Here is a 16,020-nt window from a genome sequence, read left to right as displayed (position 1 = left end):
TCCCCTACACCTTGATGGCAATCATGCGCATGGTGATGAGTGCCCCGATTACGAGCAACAGCGCGCCAAGCATCAACATCTGATGTCCTAAGGGGTCCGTAAACAACAATGAGATGTAATCAGGATTCAGTTTGTAGAGGACCGCACCGAGAGCAAACGGCAACGCAAAGAGAATAATCGCTGAAAACCGACCTTCGGCGGACAGCACCTTGACTTTCATATGGAGTTCAAACCGTTTGCGGATGAGCTGTCCGAGTGATTCAATCATCTCCGCAAGATTACCGCCAGTCTCGCGTTGTAGATTGACGGAAGTCACAAAAAACTTCATGTCCACACAGTCTACCCGGTGAGCCAGCTTCTGAAGAGCCTGGGGCACCGAAAATCCCATCGACACCTCGTCAAACGCTTGCTTGAACTCGGTTCCGATTGGGTCCGCAAATTCCTCACCGACCAGCTTCATACCCACGAAAAACGCATGGCCCGAGTGCAGCGCCCTCGCCACCAATTCCAGGGCTTCAGGCAATTGGCGATGAAATTCCGCCATGCGTTTGGCTTTCTTTCGCCATAGATAGAGGAAGGGAACAGCTGCCCCCACTCCGGTCGCACTGATTGTCATCGAGACATGACCACCTAATCGCACCGAGAACAGGCACGCCATGGCGGCCAAAAGCCCAGACAGGATGAGAAATGCTCCGACCGGTAGACTGGCCTTGGCCTTGCCATGCAATGTGCGAAGAGCGTTCAACCTTCTAATGCTCAGGAGCAGATCGTTGAGCCAAGGGATGTCACTCATAACATCTTTTCTGAGAATGCCCGCGGGAGCCACGTCGGCTGATTGTCGCTTTGAGGACCATTCCTGCAAACGTTCGATCACGCGCTCCGTTTTCTGGCAGGCAAATGTACGATAGACGTAGTAGCTTCCTTCCAGCAGTAGCACCATGGTCACGAAGATGCCGAGCGCGATAAAGCTGGTTAGCATTCGTACACCTTTGTGGCATTGAAAAGTTCCTCTGACAGGGGAATACCAAAGGCTTGAAACCGTTCGATGAATTTAGGGCGCACTCCACTCGCCTTAAACCGGCCCTTAACATGTCCTTGTTGATCCATCCCGGTCTGTTGGAAGGTAAAAATATCCTGCGTGGTCACAACCTCCCCTTCCATGCCCGTCACTTCCTGAATGCTAGTCACCTTCCTACTGCCGTCGGACAGACGGGTCAATTGGATCACCACGTCCAACGCTGAGGAGATGTAATGGCGGAGAGCCTTGGTACTGAGGTTCAGCCCCGCCATGGCTACAAGCGTTTCAAGTCTCGTTAGCGCGTCGCGCGGTGAGTTGGCGTGCAGGGTAGTCAGCGATCCATCATGGCCGGTATTCATAGCTTGTAGCATGTCGAGGCTCTCGGCTCCTCTCACCTCGCCGACGATTATCCGGTCTGGTCTCATACGCAGTGCGTTCCGGACTAGATCACGTTGGGTGACTTCGCCCTTGCCCTCGATATTGGCCGGCCTTGTCTCCAATCGCACGACATGTTCCTGACGAAGCTGAAGTTCGGCTGCGTCCTCAATCGTGACGATCCGTTCGTGACCGGGTATGAATCCGGACAGAACATTGAGAATCGTGGTCTTCCCGCATCCGGTTCCGCCCGATATCAACACATTGAGACGGGCTTGAACGATACCCCGCAAGAGATCTCCCATTTCGGGTGTCACCGATTTCTTTTCAATCAGATTATTTAGCTGGAGAGGGTCCTTGCTGAACTTTCTGATCGAGAGTGCGGGCCCATCGAGTGCAAGCGGAGGGATGATTGCATTGACGCGAGAACCGTCGACGAGACGAGCATCAACCATGGGAGAGGATTCGTCGATGCGACGACCTACGCGAGCGACGATTTTGTCGATGATCTTCCGCAAGTGGCCGTCATCACGGAACCGAATCGGAGTCAGCTCCAGCCGCCCGAATCGTTCGACGAAGACCTGCTTATAAGTGTTTACCAAAATGTCCGCTACGGTATGATCCGCCAGAAGCGGCTCCAACGGTCCCAATCCCAGTACCTCATACAGAACCTCCTGGGTCAATTGAGCACGCTCTCGCAAGTTCAGCGGTACCGGTTCCTGTTGCAGTACTTGCTCGATCACTTTGGTCAATTGAGGCGTCAGCGTCTCCTGGTTCATTACGCTCACCGCCGGGAGGTCGAGCAGCTCAATGACCCGCTGGTGAACCCTCTCTTTGAGATCCTGATACGTGGAGCTTAGCTCGGATAAAGTCCCCTGCTTCGCACTTAGCATCGTCTAAACCTCCGATGAACGGTCTCCCGGGTCACCTTTTCAGACCATTCTTGTTTTAGCGTCAAATCCCAGGCTAGGCAGATATCGCGCCAGAAATGAGCCTTTCCTTTCCGTCTCAGCTTTAACGTCCCCACCGCCGCTGTCCTTGTGTCGCTTTGCAATCGCAGTGGCATGCTGGACATACCATTGAGTGACCGGAGACTTAGGCGCTACTGCCTTCAGCGGCTTGCCGTGACTGATGGCTTCATTGACCATCAAGAAATCGTTTGGAATGGTTCCCGTCACCTTGCACAGAAGCGTGTCTTCAGTGTGACGAAGAATATCTTGCTCACGTGGACTGTAACGGTTCACGACTACCGATAGCTTGTCTGGTCCGTAATTCGCGGACTGCAACAGCTCCAGCAGCCGCTTCGTACGCCGAATGGCCGGCAAACCAAGCGTCATGACAACGATGACCTTCGAACAATAATCCAACGCCTCCTTCGTGCTATCCTCTAGTACGTGCCCACAATCGACAAAGACATAATCGTAAATAGACCGCATGAGATCTAAAGTGCGCAGGACACATCCGTGAACCGGGTGAAGCCCGTCTAATCCATCGTAGCCTGATTGCAGGACATCGATGCCGGACTCGTGTTCGACCAGCACACTGCGGAGGATGGTCTCGTCCAGCCGGCTGATATCGTCAGACAGATCGCGAAGACCTCGCGGAGCGGGCAAGTCCAAAAAGAGCGGGATATCGCTATCATGGCGGTTGAGGTCTACAAGCGCGATGGACCTCTGAGGTGTCACCTGCTTTAGGCTCATGGCTAAATTCGTCGCCACCGTGGTGGCCCCCACACCTCCCTTCGCTCCGATCAGACCGATGACTATACCGGCCCTATTCTCGTTCGTGACAGTCCTTTCTTTCGCGCGCTGCTCAAATCGCGTGAGAGCCGCTTCGACTTCCTGCCTGTTGATGGGTTGAGGGATGAACTCCTTTGCGCCGATTCGGAATGCTTCCAGCATTACCTGCGGATCAGTTCGATTAGCTGTCAGGAAAATCTCTGTCTGGGGCGCAGCGGCCAGCATTGTTCGAATCGTTCCGAAGGTGCGCTGCGGACTGTTTTCGTCCAGTTCTAGGACAACCATGTCTGCGGCAGCTCCCTTGCTTTGAGTCAAGATAATGCTGCGACGATTGCCAAGGATTTCAGTAAAGATACTTCGGACCTGGTCATTTTTGCATTCCAACGAGACTGTCAAGAAACGGGCCATACGCCGATTCCTCCCGCCATTTAGGATTTACTGTACTAGGCCTGGGATGCTCGCAAATGTCCCGAAATTCGCGCCTCCGCCCTGCCCGCCTTGGACGCTGTTACAGGTGACAATCCCATCAATGGTCATGGTGGGGGGTCCTTGGACATTGGTAATGTTGGCGGTCGCGTATCCGACGATCATCATGGGACCGCTTGGATTTGCGCATGAAGTATCCTGGTACACGGGAACGAACACCTCCCAAACGCTGGGATCACCTTCGGGTTTCTTGATATTGAAGAGGTTAATGAGATTGGGGAAGGCGCTGGCAACATTTCCGCCGATGAATTCCAGAGAGGTCGCGCCGGCTGTAGTTGCAGGGCTGGTATAGCTCCCATTTGCCATCCCATCAATGATATTCCTGAGTGTATTCGCGTTGGACGGCGATTGGAGGAAGGTGTGCCAGCCGGCACATCCGACTATGGTATTCGTGGGATAGAACTTAATCGGTTGATTACACTGATTATTGACGAACCATTGGCTGGAAATGGCGAACGGCACATCGAGTTCGCCCGGGAGTGTCTGACTGATAAAGGTCATTGCGGCCGTGGCGGAACCCCGAACGCTGACAGAGTTTATCCCCATGACGTTCGCAAGGAACGTACTGACCGGGCCGTTAGCCGAGGCATCTCGCCGGGCCGTCACCCGTACCGCGTTCGGAAAGATATTCGTCACGGTGAAAGTCTTCGCTGGGTCGTTCCACTGACCGATTTGAATATCGGCTGTGTTGATGCTAACCGCTACCCCTGCGGCCTGATTTTGAGCCGCGATATTCTGCACGGCATTATGAACGGGCGCGGGATTGGTGAGTTGATATCCATATTGCTGAAAGGGCGGCAACCCTTCATAGATGAGACCGAGTTCCCGCGCCCCAGCGAGAGCCGCCGCATCGGAAACATTCTGCAGTTCATTTCTCGCGACTAATGAATGGCCAATGTCGAGGCTCAAGGCGCCCATTGACAACAGAACAACCAGGGTCACTGCCACAGTGACAGCCGTGGCTCCTCGTTCGTCATGAAGTAGAGACGATCGCATCATGGATCCCCACCTTTTGTTATTCATGTCTCATCACAGTTTGGCCGGTCAGGTTGATAGAATTCCCCAGCCCTAGAATGGCCGGCACAAAAAAGTTGTACGGATACGTGACCGTGACAGTGAGGGTATTGGGCGCAGTCAGACCTTCCCCGACAACATCGATTTGCGTGACATTGGGATCAACTCCGGTCCCGTTGAGATAATTGGTGACAACAGCCTGAATTTGCGCCTCGGTCGGTTTGACGGTCGCCTGCACGATACCCGACCTGGCTCCTTCCCGGCTGGCATTGGTAATGATTTCCCGAGAGTACATGATCATCCCGAATTCGATGATCCCAAACAGAATGAGCATGAGTACCGGCAATAGAATTGCAAATTCGACGGCGGCGGCGCCACGTTCATCAAGCCGTTTCATAATGAGTCCCCTCTTCACCTGGTCTGAACCCCGGTCGTGACGAGAGATTTCTGCATTTGCGCATCAGGCTTCTCGAAGGTTTGTCGATAGGTTTCCATTGCTGTGGCAGCGGCAAGGCCCTCCATACCGACTACAGGATCGAGGCTTTCTCCAGCATCCGGATTCAAGGTCTGGTTTTGCTTGGCGGTTTGATAGGCAGTTCCCCAGTTCTCTCCCAATTGTGTCGGCGCACATCCAATCATGGTAACCACCAAGAAACTCATGACACTCGCCGTGGCATACAACATACGCATCATCTTCCTCCTCACGTTACGCTCAGTGTGACCACAGATAGAGCCTCTCCGACTCAAGGCACCATGTGCCCGAATTGGCCATCAATACGACGCCGCGTCGTTCCCACGCGGTTCGACAGTGTTTCAGCCGCAGGGGAAACTCTTCCGACTGAACCTCCGAACCCACCCTTCTCCGCCAACCCAAGTAGGAAGAATTCAAAGTCGTTCGGTTCGACATAATAGTCTGTGGGCAATGTTTGTCCGGCGAGGTCCAACGGCTTCACCAAATGCGGCGTCACTATGATGAGCAGTTCGGTTTCGCTCTTCTGGAAGGATGAACTTCTGAAGAGTGCCCCGAGTATGGGAATCTCGCCTAAGATCGGGAACTTACTGACGCTTTCGCGAAGGTTGTCGCGTAACAAACCACCGATCGCGAAGCTTTGGCCGTCGGCCAATTCGATGACGGTCGAGGCCCTCCTTGTCGTGATCGCCGGAATAGTAAAGCCTTGCAGTCTGAGAGCATTGGAAAAATCAAGCTCAGACACCTCGGGCGCGACCGTAATACCGATGTGCTTATCGCTCAGTACGTTCGGCGTGAAGGTCAGGCCGACTCCGAACTTTTTGAATTGGATGGTCACAACGCCAAACGCCTGGGGGACCGGAATCGGGAATTCGCCGCCCGCGAGGAAAGCCGCCTCCTGCCCGCTAATCGCCACCAACGTCGGCTTGGCCAGGACCTTGACCAGATTCTGCTGCTTCAAGGCATCGATGTACCCCGTCCAACTGACACTGCCGGTTCGGAAATTGGCCACGGCGTTAATCGACGATGTGACATCTTGGCCGAGAGTTGGAGAGCTAGATACGATTCCAGGCCCGATCAGCGACGTCAAATTGTTTAATGCAGTCACCCCAAAGGCATTAGCGGCGACTGCAGCCAGATTGATACCAAGTCTGCGGATCAATTCCCGGTTCATTTCCGCGACCCGCACTTCCAGCATGACCTGCTGGACTCCGCCTACCTGTAAAAGGTTGATGACCTTTTTCGGCGCGTAGGCTTCCGCCATCCCTAACACCCTTGTCAGATTGGCGGCGTTGGATACTGTGCCCGATATGGTCACATGCTCGTGGTTAGCCGTCACGTTAATACTCTGCTCGTGCGGCAGAACGCGATACAGGTTTTCCTTGAGCCTCGTAAGATCCGGACTGACGACGAGATCAAACACCGTGGATACCTTATCGTTTTCTCCCCAAAGCGTGAGGGTCGTGACGCCAACGGTTTTCCCGGTGAGATAGATCTGCATAGGCGACAGAACGACCGTATCGGCAATATCAGGATTCGCGAGCGAGGCCCGCTTAAATTGGGATGGCGTGTCGATTACTTTTGATTTGCCCACTGTTAGTTCCAGTCGTTGCGCCGTAAGACTCTCAACCGATAGTTGTGGCGCCTTTTGTGCGTGCCCGATTGCTGCGTCGAGGAGCGCGAGGACGAGAGCGCCACAACATGTCCACGAGATCTGTTTCATTGCGTCATTTCCTCCCGGTTGAGTAGGCATGGTGACACCGGTTATGGATGTGCCGATGTCTAGAATTTTTGCGAATTGATGGTGGTTCCTCTAATCACATCCACAGTCACGGGTTGAATCTCCGGAGGATTTTGCCCGGCCGGCTCCGGATACACTCGAAGGAAATTCAGAACCTTTTTGGGAGCATAGGCCTCGACCACGGCGAGAGCTTGAGTCAATTTGGCCTGGCTGGATACGGTGCCTGCCAGAGTGACGTGATCGTGGGCCGCTGAAAGCTGAATATGATTTTCTTCCGGTAACAATTCTGCCAATTGGCTTTCTACCCGGCTCAGATCAATACCCACTTCCAGATCATAAATGCTCAAGACCTGATCGTCCTTCGCCCACAGGGTGAGATTGGTGGTTCCGTATCCTTTCCCCGTCAAATAGATCTGTTTGGGACTCAATACAATCGCATCCGCAATGTCGGGGTTCGCGAGTGAGGCGCGCTTAATTGGAACCGACACATCCACGATCGTAGATTTCCCTAAAACCAAGCTGAGGTGTTGTGTTTCTTTGTGCGACGTAGCCGCTAGAGCCATCTGGCTCCAGCCTCCACCAACCAGCGCCAACCCGACCAGTCCCCCGACAATGCCTCCACCAATCCAGTGTCTTAATAGCTGTCCCTGTTTCTCTAACCGTCGATAGGTTTCCATTCATGGACCTCCTCTAGAATTTGATCTGGGTACGATTTTTCCCACTGATAACTTCCACCTTGTATGCAACATCTGATTGCTCCTCTTTCTCCTTCGGCGGGCGATAGGAACCCAGCAACGATCCGACAGTCGCTCCCTTCGTCAGAATCGGTTCGGAATTGAGCGGATTCCGTAACGCCAAGCGTAGTCGGCCCTGGGTAGAAGCCAAAGCCAATTTCTCAGCTTCCACGACATCGACCTCCACAGTGATGACCTGAACCGGTTTCGGTTCTTCATCTTTACCCTTGCGCTCCATCTGTGTGCCGGCCGCCAGTACTTTCACGTTCTCAAGGATGACCTTCGCAACGGTCTTTGCTGCTCCAGATGATCCTGACGTTGGCTCTATGGTCACCATGACATCCACTCGATCCGCGGGTTTGATGAACCCCGCCACACCGATCACTTCATCTACTTTTACGGACATGGCCCGCTTGTTGGGATCGGTCACGGCAGCGACGCCTCCTGTCGTGGCCCCTACCGGAGCCAGCTTAGATTCGAGGATTGGCTCGTTCTTCTTAAGATTGACAAGGAGGACCCGGTCTTTGAGATTATCAAGGTTGGTAAAGTGGCCGTCCGGCAGACTGGCAGCAGGGTAGTCAACCAACTGAAACATTTCACGCGTCAACTTAGTGCCCCAAGTGAGATCGGCTGCAGCAACCGCTAAGCCGTTTGTCTGAATGGCCGGTGCGGAGGGCGCGCTGCGACGGCTTTCGACATCGCGCAGCCATGACCAGAGCATGACGCTGGTGATCAACGCCACGACCACCGCCAAACCCAAAAACAGTAAAGCCCGATAACGGTTCATTTACTTTCCTCCTTAGGGGACGATAACTAACTCCGAGAGTAGCGTGCCTAATCCGATGACGAGGGCGTAACGTAGCTGAAGTTGCGCGTTCAATGCAGTCAGCAAGGCCGTCTTTTCGGGCCGAGATAAAAACATGGACTTGATCCGATCTACACTATTTCGCAACCCCCAGTGGCCAACCATAACGGCAACCGCATAGACCCCGCCCAGAAGCATCGTTATCAAACCCGCAAATAAGACGCCTTGAGGTCCCAGGAAGCTGCCGACGGCGGCCATGAGTTTGACATCACCTGCGCCCATGCCCCCTCTGAGATAAGGAATGAGAAACAAGCCAAGTCCAATTCCCAACCCCTCCAGACTCGTCACCAGCCCCGTCTGCCCGTCACGCAAGGCATGTAATAGGAGCCCAGTGGCCATGGCCGGAATTGTCAAGAAATTGGGGATTCGACACGATCGGATATCGGTTACAACTGCGGCAAGCAGCACGGCGACCAATGTCAGGAACATAATCTGCCCCATCATTCTCCCCTCGACGCAAGACGCCTGGTCAACTTCCGGCAAACCACCCGGCAGCCGTTGTGAAAACGGGTATAAGGCTATTGCCGATGGCTTGGACCGCACCGAAAATAACGGCTGTAATCAGGCCGATCATCAACGCATACTCCGCGGACGTCGCGCCGTTTTCTTCGAGTATTCGTAACCTCATTGATTGTCCTCTCAGAACCGTGGCGGCCGACTATTCAAATAGCCGGCCGGGCTGATGGCCCGGCCGGCTAAGCATCCTTCACAGAGGTGCGCTTAGCTCGCTCCAGCAATCGAACCCGCGACAGTATTAAACACCGCCTGGATGTTTAGTCCGAGCGTGGTCACGGCGCCGATGATGACCGCCGCGATGAGCGCCACCATCAGCCCATACTCAGGGGCGGTCGCGCCTTCATCCCGCTTCACAAAACCAAGAATATGCTTCAACATAAATCTCTCCTTTCTCGTCTTAATCGGTCTCTATCGTTGATAACTCTTCACCCGTCAAGCTGGAACCCGCCTGATTGCTACCTATCTCCACCTCCCTTCCTCCTAATTGCGTAGAGTGCCAACCGGGTGTGCCAGGGGGAGTTTGCAAACGGAAGACCAGGATTGCGAGCTTCTTAAGTCATGGTTCTATGTGATCTTTTGAGTTCTGCAAATCCAAACTGCGGTGACCTAACCGCGGTCCCGCGAATCGAAAATGACCCGCCTCTGCGGTCGTCCGGCCGCACATCACCCGCACCTAATTGCTTCAGTTAGAAGCCCGTTTTATTTTGACGGTTCAGAAGGAGTCCGGTACAAGCAGTCTTAGGTATATGTCGGCCAGGACTATCCTGCGTTCCCTTTGCGTCACTCCAATGAGCCGGAGGACTCGACCGATGAAGTATCGCTTAATAAATAGAGTTCTTTTACTTGGCCTTAGTATTCTTCTCTCCGACTGCACATCTGCAAAAGAGGACGGTATGAAATATGAGCAGGGGATATATAAAGAAACTCTGGAACGGCAGAAGGCTGGTTTAGCGATTAAGGAAGAAGAACCGACGCCACTGCCGAACATGGGATCTGCTGATTATGAGCGGCTCGGCGACAGCCATTTTCAGAACGGAAATTGGGCATTGGCTGTGGTGGAGTACAGTAAGGCCCTTGAAGGTCATACTGCTCCAGCGACAATCCACTACAAGCTAGGGCTCGTGTCGCTCAAACAAGGCCTGGGCCAGGAGGCGCTAGCAAGGCTTCAGGAAGCGGTCAAGCTTGCCCCTAAGTTCTCCCTGGCACATGAGGGACTTGGTCAGGCCTATTGGCAATCAGGGAATTACGATTTGGCCGAAGGCTCATTTCGTCACGGGATCGAGTTGGAGCCCTCCCGGTGGCAAACGCACAATTGGTTGGGTATGCTGCTTGATCGTAAGAAACGACATCAAGAGGCGATTGCTGAATATCAAGCTGCCCTGGCCCTACGACCGCAGGAATCAGCGGTGCATAACAACCTAGGCCTAGCCTACTATTTCACGGGCGAGTATGACCGAGCTATACGAGCTTTCGAGGAAGCAGTTCGGAACGGAGCAACCCTAGCAAAGGTCCATAATAATCTTGCGATGGCCTATGGCAAGGCGGGACGCTTCGCCGATGCGTGGAATGCCTTCAAACGGGCCGGAGACGAAGCGCAGGCGTACAACAATCTCGGAACTGTTTATATGGATTTGGGCAAAAATCGGCAGGCTGTCATTTGTTTTGAGAAGGCCCTTGAGCAGGCCCCACGGTACTACGTGGCTGCAGCTGAAAACTTACAGGCCGCGCAGCGGGCCGTTGTCGAAAGCTCTTCTCTGAACCATGATTCCGACAATAACGGTGCAAGCTCCTGTCCTTGATATTTACTCAGGAATGGACCAGCCTTGCAGAAAGTGCTGAAGAAAAGGCTGACGTTCTTTGTTCAGTCCATAAACTGTGCGCCCTGAGTAGTTTCCTGTCGCAGTAAGCCATCCCCATCGAACCAGGAACTCCAGCGCGGTCTGCACCCGGTCCATGTCGGCGTCAATCCCTTCCCTTCTAAGCCACCATTTCCCTATCCCCACTGCCGTATCCTTAGCTTCCGGGTGCGAACACAGGTAGCCCAGAATAAGCCATGCTACGACATTATTCTCCTCTGGAACATCCGACCTATCCATGATCGATGGGATGGAGCAATTTCAATACCGGATGGTTCCAGGACGCAAGTACGTGCAAATCTTAAGATGAGCCCATCTCGTCGATGACTCCTGCGACGCTTATTCCTCAGGAAATCCAGACCCGGCTACGCTGCGCAAAACACCCTCCGATCCAGCCCGTGCTTATGTAAGAGACGTTGAAACGCTCGGCGCTCCTTCTTCGCCGCTCGAGCGGCTTTTGAAATGTTCCCTTGGTGGGCCGAGAGGAGTTCACAAAGATAGGTCCGTTCGAATTCCTCGATCACCTTCATTTTCATCTTTTGAAAACCGGCATCATCGATGATACCTGTCCTGGATACTACATCCATGGTCGGCGTCCGGAATTCTTGGCAGTCACAACTGGGCAAATCAAGATCGTACTCTTCAAGGACTTCGCCGGCCGCCATGGCCACCGCACGCTGCATCACGCCCTCCAGTTCTCTCACATTGCCGGGCCACGCATACCCCAGCAGCTTCGCCTTGCAGGAATGGCCCATCGTAATTGCCCCTCTGGAAAATTCCTTCGCATAGACCTTCAGAAAATGTGTCGCCAGAAGAAGGATATCTTCCCTGCGATCACGCAACGGGGGGAGTACGACGGAGAGGACGTTTAAGCGGTGGAAAAGATCTTCGCGGAACTGGCGTGTTTCCACCAAGTAACGCAGATCCGTATTCGTCGCGGCAACTACTTTCACATCAACTTTTCGGCTCTTGGTTGAACCTAATGGCCTGAACTCCTGATCCTGCAAGACCCTCAGCAGCTTACTCTGTACGGTTAGATCAAGTGAATTAACCTCATCGAGAAACAACGTGCCGCCGTCCGCTTCATGGAACAAGCCATGTTTGTCGCTAACCGCTCCGGTGAAAGCGCCTTTACTATGACCAAAGAGTTCATTCTCAATCAGGTGATCCGGCAGCGCGGCGCAGTTCACCGGCACAAACGGTTTCCCTCTTCGTTCGCCCGTATAGTGAATTGCTCTTGCAAAGAGCTCTTTGCCGGTGCCTGTCTCTCCTGATATCAATACGGTTGACTTCGTAGCGCTCAATAACGGGATCATCCCCGTCGCCTTAAGAAAGGGCCTGCTGGTTCCAATCAACGTTTTGTCGACGTTGTGCATTAAAACCTCCTCAGACTTCGGTGAAGAATCCTTGCTGGCGCTTCCTTCCAGACTACCGCGGAGTTCCAGCCTCACGCGGCCCTTGCGCCTCAGAGGATAGGCCGCCTCCGCGTCATGGAATATTCGTCACTAGTAGGTGTTGGTCCTCTCCGGTGGGGGGATAGCTACCGCCATCTCACCAGACGACAATCACGCTCGGATGTTCGATACAGCCCGACCGTCGCGATTGCGGGCGATCTTTAGTGATCCGTCAGCGAAAGGATCGGCTATCGTGAAGGCATTCCTTTGGCACTCAAGCCTCGTCATGTTTTTCTGCATCATTGCAGCATGGTTTATCCTTTCCGGTACGCCTCTGCCATCAAAGCCTTCCGATTCAACAGACTCGCGTGTGATTGCCAGGGTAGATGGTCATTCGATTACGCTTGAAGAAGCAGAGCGCCACATAGCCCTACCACTCTACCAATTGGATCAGCGACGGTTGCAACTGCTCCAGTATTCAGTGCAGCAGCTTATCGATGCCGAGTTGTTGCGCATTGAAGCAAAGCGGACGCGGAAAACCGTCGAGGAACTGTTGGAGAGCACCGCCGATGCACGGACATCAGACCAACGGCAGCAAGCACTTATCGTAGCATTGCGGCGCAGCACTTCAATTGAGGTCCTACTGCATCCGGTTACTGAACCCGTTGTCCCGGTCTCGGCCGACGATGATCCTTCAATAGGATCAGCTACGGCGCCGGTGACTATTATAGAATTTTCAGACTTTCAATGTCCGTATTGCAGGGAAAGTGTGTCAGTGTGTCAAGGGTCACCCAAATTTCCCCAGTTATGGTCATCGAAAAGTCCCCACCCAGTTAGGTTGTGGTTGTGGCTTCTTCGGGTCGCACCAAGCCGGCTTTGAGCTTCTCCTTCAGGCGGTAGGAATGGCCGCGGATATTGATCGTGATGGCGTGGTGCAGGACCCGATCCAGGATGGCGGTGGCCAGCACCCGATCGCCAAACACCTCCCCCCAGGCGCCGAAGCTCTGATTGCTGGTGAGAATCATCGGCCCTTTCTCGTAGCGGCGCGAGATGAGCTGGAAAAACAAGTTGGCTCCAGTGCGGTCAATCGGCAGATAGCCGATTTCATCAATAATCAGTAACCGCGGGATGGTGTAGAGCTTCAACTTGTCCTCCAGCCGATTCTCCGTGAGCGCCCGGGTGAGCGTGGCAATCATGGCGGCCGCCGTCGTGAACAAGACCCGGTAGCCCTGCGCAATGGCTTTGAGTCCTAGCCCAATGGCCAGGTGGCTTTTGCCCACGCCGGGCGGTCCCAGGATCACGAGATTCTCGCCGTGTTCGATGAAATGACAGGTCGCCACCTGCTGAATCTGCTTCTTATCCAAGGAGGGTTGGTACGCGAAGTCGAAGGCGTCCAGACTCTTCACAAACGGAAACCGCGCGAGACTGGTGCGCATGGTAATGTTCTTTTCGGCCTTGGCGGCGACTTCTTCACTGAGCACCTGGTCGAGGAAGTCCGCATACGAGAGGTCCTTCGCCGCGGCCTCCTGTAAGAGCGCGTCGAGTCGTTCGCGGCTTGTGAAAAGCCGCAAGCGCGTCAACTGTTCGCGGAGTCGTTCGAGCTGGGCGGGGTTCATGGCTGCACCTCGTGCGCGTTCACGCGTCCGCACAGCGTCTCGTAGCAGGCCAAATCCCGGATCTCGACCTCCGGCAGGACCGCCGCCCATGGGGCCGACTCGCCTCGTGTCGACCGGCGCTGGCGTGCGATGCGCGCGATGGCCCCAGGGCCGTGTTCTGGCAGGATGCGGAATTGGTGGGTGCCAGCGAGGACGGGATGGCTGGCGACCTCGCGGTCGCGATGGAAGATGTGCACCATCTCGCCCCGTCGCTGTACCTCGACTCGCTGGCCGATGAGCCGGAAGGGCACGGAGTAGCGGTTCGTGTCCAGGCTGACGAGATAGTCTTCGGCCACGATGGCGAGACGCGCGCTTCCTGCTGGAAGCTGCGCTGCCCTGCCAACGGCACCAATTGCCCGCGCTCCCGCTCGAACCGCGTGATCGGCGGCTCATGTGTGGTCCCATGCAAGCGACGGTCGGCAATCGTCGCATTCCATTCGTCGAGCTGGGCTTGGAAGTCGACGACATCGACGAACGTCCGCCCCGGCAGGAAGTTCCGCTTCACATACTTCACGCCCGATTCGACTTTGCCCTTGGTCTGTGCGCGGTAGGGCCGACACACCCGCGGCTCGAAGCCCCAGTAGTCGGCAAACGCTTTGAAGGTCGGATTCCAGAGGCGCCGTCCGGTGTCATCCGCATAGCAGACTGTCCGCGGCCGGTCATACAGATGCTCACGGGTATGCCCGCCGAAATGGGCAAAGGCCCGCTCGTGGGCCTCGAGAAACTGCGCGAGTCGCTCGTCAGCACAGGCGTAATAGAACCCGCGTCGGCTGAAGCCTAAGGTGAGCACGAACACGTGCACGACCGAGGCGCCGGCGCGAAAGGGGACCAACGCTTGCCCCCAATCAATCTGACTTTGCTGCCCTGGCGGCGTCTCAAAGCGCAGCAGGGCCCGCTCCGCTTGCATCTGCACCTCACGCAGTGGTGCCACACACCGCTTGACCGTCTCGTAACTGCCGGTGTAGCTCCGGCTCGCCCGCAGCTCCTGGTAGAGAATCCGTGCGGAGTAATTGACCTGCGGGGCGCGGGCCCGCACAAAGTCGGCATGGGCGGTCAAGAGTGTCTCGGCGACCGCCACCCGGCGATAGGGCTGCCACGTCGTCTGCCGGACACTGCGACGCACGGTCTTGCGATCCAGGTCCAACCGCCGCCCGATCTCCGAAATGGATACCCGTTCCTCATGAAACAACCGTCGGATCTCCGCCCACCGCTCCTGATCCACCATGCACGCCTCCCCAAGTTGGTCCTGGACGCGCATGATCGTCGACGCTCCCGTCTCGTCAAGTCCCATCTCTCTCCTCCTTCGTTAGGATGGGTGGGGAGAATTCAATGACCACACCTGGGGATTATTGGATGACCCCTGACATCAGTGCTGAAAGAAGTGCTGCGAGAATACGGGAACAAGGTCAGGCTGGTCTATCGAGACTATCCCGCCCCCAATCATGTCCATGCCGAACAAGCGGCGGAGGGGGCTCAATGCGCCGCGGCGCAGAACAAATTCTGGGAGTATCACGATCTTCTCTTCGAGCAGCAATATCCCGGATCAGGATGGGACTTCGAATTGCTGGCTCGGCAAGCTTCGCTGGATGTGACAGCGTTCTCTCGATGCCTCAACGCGCATGATTTCGCAGCGGAGGTTAATGGCGACCTACAGGATGCGCTTAAGCTCGGCGTCTCGAGCACACCCACCTTCTTTATCAACGGACGCCCACTTGTCGGTGCGAGATCCTTTGAGGAATTCACATTCCTCATCGATAAAGCTCTCACTGAGACTAAGTGATCCGTCCCATCAACTAAAATATCGAGAGCCCAGGCACCCGTGTTATACAAGTCGACGGGCGATCATTGGGCACTGTATGACAAATCCACTGCTGGCGGTGAACCCCTTGACGTCAAGGTGTCCAGTCAGCTCCTTTCAGGATCCAAACTATGTGGTAACGATCGATACTTGCCTTTGAGCTGAATGCTTGCCTCGCAAGGTCGTTTGCCAATCTCACCCGCGCCATCCGCGTGTTCGGCTTCCGGACCGGCATAAGGTATTCCATTGGGACCTTCATAGGTACATGCTCCTTATTTCTATTTATGTCATACAGCTTTTCCTGTAATATGGGTCATTATTTGGAGCCCGTGTTCAACAGGACTGAACCACCGCGTATAT

18 protein-coding genes and 1 pseudogene are annotated in these 16,020 nt (G+C 54.8%); 3 read left to right on the top strand and 16 right to left on the bottom strand.

Annotated features, from left to right (window positions below):
- Window positions 1-4: 4 nt before the first annotated feature.
- From ACWGXE_RS04655 to ACWGXE_RS04600, 12 genes are all read right to left on the bottom strand, one after another.
- Complete coding sequence (locus tag ACWGXE_RS04655; protein WP_447601697.1) at window positions 5-979, bottom strand: type II secretion system F family protein; 975 nt, start codon at window positions 977-979, stop codon at window positions 5-7.
- Window positions 973-2,286, bottom strand: a complete 1,314-nt coding sequence (locus tag ACWGXE_RS04650) for a CpaF family protein (protein ID WP_447601695.1) — start codon at window positions 2,284-2,286, stop codon at window positions 973-975. The genes ACWGXE_RS04655 and ACWGXE_RS04650 overlap by 7 nt, the downstream gene beginning before the upstream one ends.
- 39 nt (window positions 2,287-2,325) lie before the next feature.
- A complete protein-coding gene (locus tag ACWGXE_RS04645) occupies window positions 2,326-3,540 on the bottom strand; it encodes an AAA family ATPase (RefSeq protein WP_447601693.1) in 1,215 nt (404 codons plus the stop codon).
- Between the two features lie 27 nt (window positions 3,541-3,567).
- Window positions 3,568-4,617: a pilus assembly protein TadG-related protein gene (locus ACWGXE_RS04640; protein ID WP_447601691.1), complete on the bottom strand. Its 1,050-nt coding sequence runs from the start codon at window positions 4,615-4,617 to the stop codon at window positions 3,568-3,570.
- A gap of 16 nt (window positions 4,618-4,633) precedes the next feature.
- Window positions 4,634-5,029 carry a TadE/TadG family type IV pilus assembly protein gene (locus ACWGXE_RS04635; protein ID WP_447601690.1) on the bottom strand — a complete coding sequence of 132 codons (396 nt, stop codon included), beginning with the start codon at window positions 5,027-5,029 and terminating at the stop codon, window positions 4,634-4,636.
- 14 nt (window positions 5,030-5,043) lie between these two features.
- On the bottom strand, window positions 5,044-5,325 hold the full coding sequence (locus tag ACWGXE_RS04630; protein ID WP_447601688.1) for a hypothetical protein: 282 nt from the start codon (window positions 5,323-5,325) through the stop codon (window positions 5,044-5,046).
- A gap of 50 nt (window positions 5,326-5,375) precedes the next feature.
- Window positions 5,376-6,824, bottom strand: coding sequence for a type II and III secretion system protein family protein (locus ACWGXE_RS04625; RefSeq protein ID WP_447601687.1), 1,449 nt, complete (start codon window positions 6,822-6,824; stop codon window positions 5,376-5,378).
- 59 nt (window positions 6,825-6,883) lie between these two features.
- The gene (locus ACWGXE_RS04620; protein ID WP_447601685.1) at window positions 6,884-7,519 is read right to left on the bottom strand and encodes a pilus assembly protein N-terminal domain-containing protein; all 636 of its coding nucleotides are present in this window, start codon (window positions 7,517-7,519) and stop codon (window positions 6,884-6,886) included.
- A gap of 13 nt (window positions 7,520-7,532) precedes the next feature.
- Window positions 7,533-8,363: a Flp pilus assembly protein CpaB gene (gene cpaB, locus ACWGXE_RS04615; RefSeq protein ID WP_447601684.1), complete on the bottom strand. Its 831-nt coding sequence runs from the start codon at window positions 8,361-8,363 to the stop codon at window positions 7,533-7,535.
- A 12-nt stretch (window positions 8,364-8,375) separates the two neighbouring features.
- A complete protein-coding gene (locus tag ACWGXE_RS04610; protein WP_447601682.1) occupies window positions 8,376-8,885 on the bottom strand; it encodes an A24 family peptidase in 510 nt (169 codons plus the stop codon).
- 25 nt (window positions 8,886-8,910) lie between these two features.
- Entirely contained in the window at window positions 8,911-9,069 is a 159-nt protein-coding gene (locus tag ACWGXE_RS04605) for a Flp family type IVb pilin (RefSeq protein WP_447601681.1), read from the bottom strand.
- A 92-nt stretch (window positions 9,070-9,161) separates the two neighbouring features.
- Entirely contained in the window at window positions 9,162-9,335 is a 174-nt protein-coding gene (locus ACWGXE_RS04600; RefSeq protein ID WP_447601679.1) for a Flp family type IVb pilin, read from the bottom strand.
- Between the two features lie 431 nt (window positions 9,336-9,766).
- Here ACWGXE_RS04600 and ACWGXE_RS04595 point away from each other — a divergent pair, with 431 nt between their 5' ends.
- Window positions 9,767-10,756: a tetratricopeptide repeat protein gene (locus ACWGXE_RS04595; protein ID WP_447601678.1), complete on the top strand. Its 990-nt coding sequence runs from the start codon at window positions 9,767-9,769 to the stop codon at window positions 10,754-10,756.
- A 422-nt stretch (window positions 10,757-11,178) separates the two neighbouring features.
- Here the strand turns inward: ACWGXE_RS04595 and ACWGXE_RS04590 are convergent, their stop codons facing one another.
- Window positions 11,179-12,189: a sigma-54 interaction domain-containing protein gene (locus tag ACWGXE_RS04590; protein WP_447601676.1), complete on the bottom strand. Its 1,011-nt coding sequence runs from the start codon at window positions 12,187-12,189 to the stop codon at window positions 11,179-11,181.
- 199 nt (window positions 12,190-12,388) lie between these two features.
- Between ACWGXE_RS04590 and ACWGXE_RS04585 the strand changes: the two genes are divergently transcribed.
- The gene (locus ACWGXE_RS04585; protein ID WP_447601675.1) at window positions 12,389-13,087 is read left to right on the top strand and encodes a thioredoxin domain-containing protein; all 699 of its coding nucleotides are present in this window, start codon (window positions 12,389-12,391) and stop codon (window positions 13,085-13,087) included.
- Here the strand turns inward: ACWGXE_RS04585 and istB are convergent.
- The 3 genes and pseudogenes from istB to istA all read right to left on the bottom strand — a co-directional run.
- Window positions 13,041-13,823 carry an IS21-like element helper ATPase IstB gene (istB, locus tag ACWGXE_RS04580; RefSeq protein WP_447599474.1) on the bottom strand — a complete coding sequence of 261 codons (783 nt, stop codon included), beginning with the start codon at window positions 13,821-13,823 and terminating at the stop codon, window positions 13,041-13,043. The two genes, ACWGXE_RS04585 and istB, sit on opposite strands and share 47 nt — an antisense overlap.
- Window positions 13,820-14,158, bottom strand: coding sequence for a Mu transposase domain-containing protein (locus ACWGXE_RS04575; protein WP_447603793.1), 339 nt, complete (start codon window positions 14,156-14,158; stop codon window positions 13,820-13,822). The genes istB and ACWGXE_RS04575 overlap by 4 nt, the downstream gene beginning before the upstream one ends.
- A gap of 101 nt (window positions 14,159-14,259) precedes the next feature.
- A pseudogene (gene istA / locus ACWGXE_RS04570) lies at window positions 14,260-15,087 on the bottom strand (IS21 family transposase); the annotation flags it as partial.
- A gap of 144 nt (window positions 15,088-15,231) precedes the next feature.
- Here istA and ACWGXE_RS04565 point away from each other — a divergent pair.
- Complete coding sequence (locus ACWGXE_RS04565) at window positions 15,232-15,642, top strand: DsbA family protein (RefSeq protein WP_447601673.1); 411 nt, start codon at window positions 15,232-15,234, stop codon at window positions 15,640-15,642.
- Window positions 15,643-16,020: the final 378 nt, after the last annotated feature.

The organism is Nitrospira sp. Nam80 (genome assembly GCF_965152575.1).
Note: the sequence above shows the minus strand (reverse complement) of the source record. Positions and strands in the feature narration are given on the sequence as shown.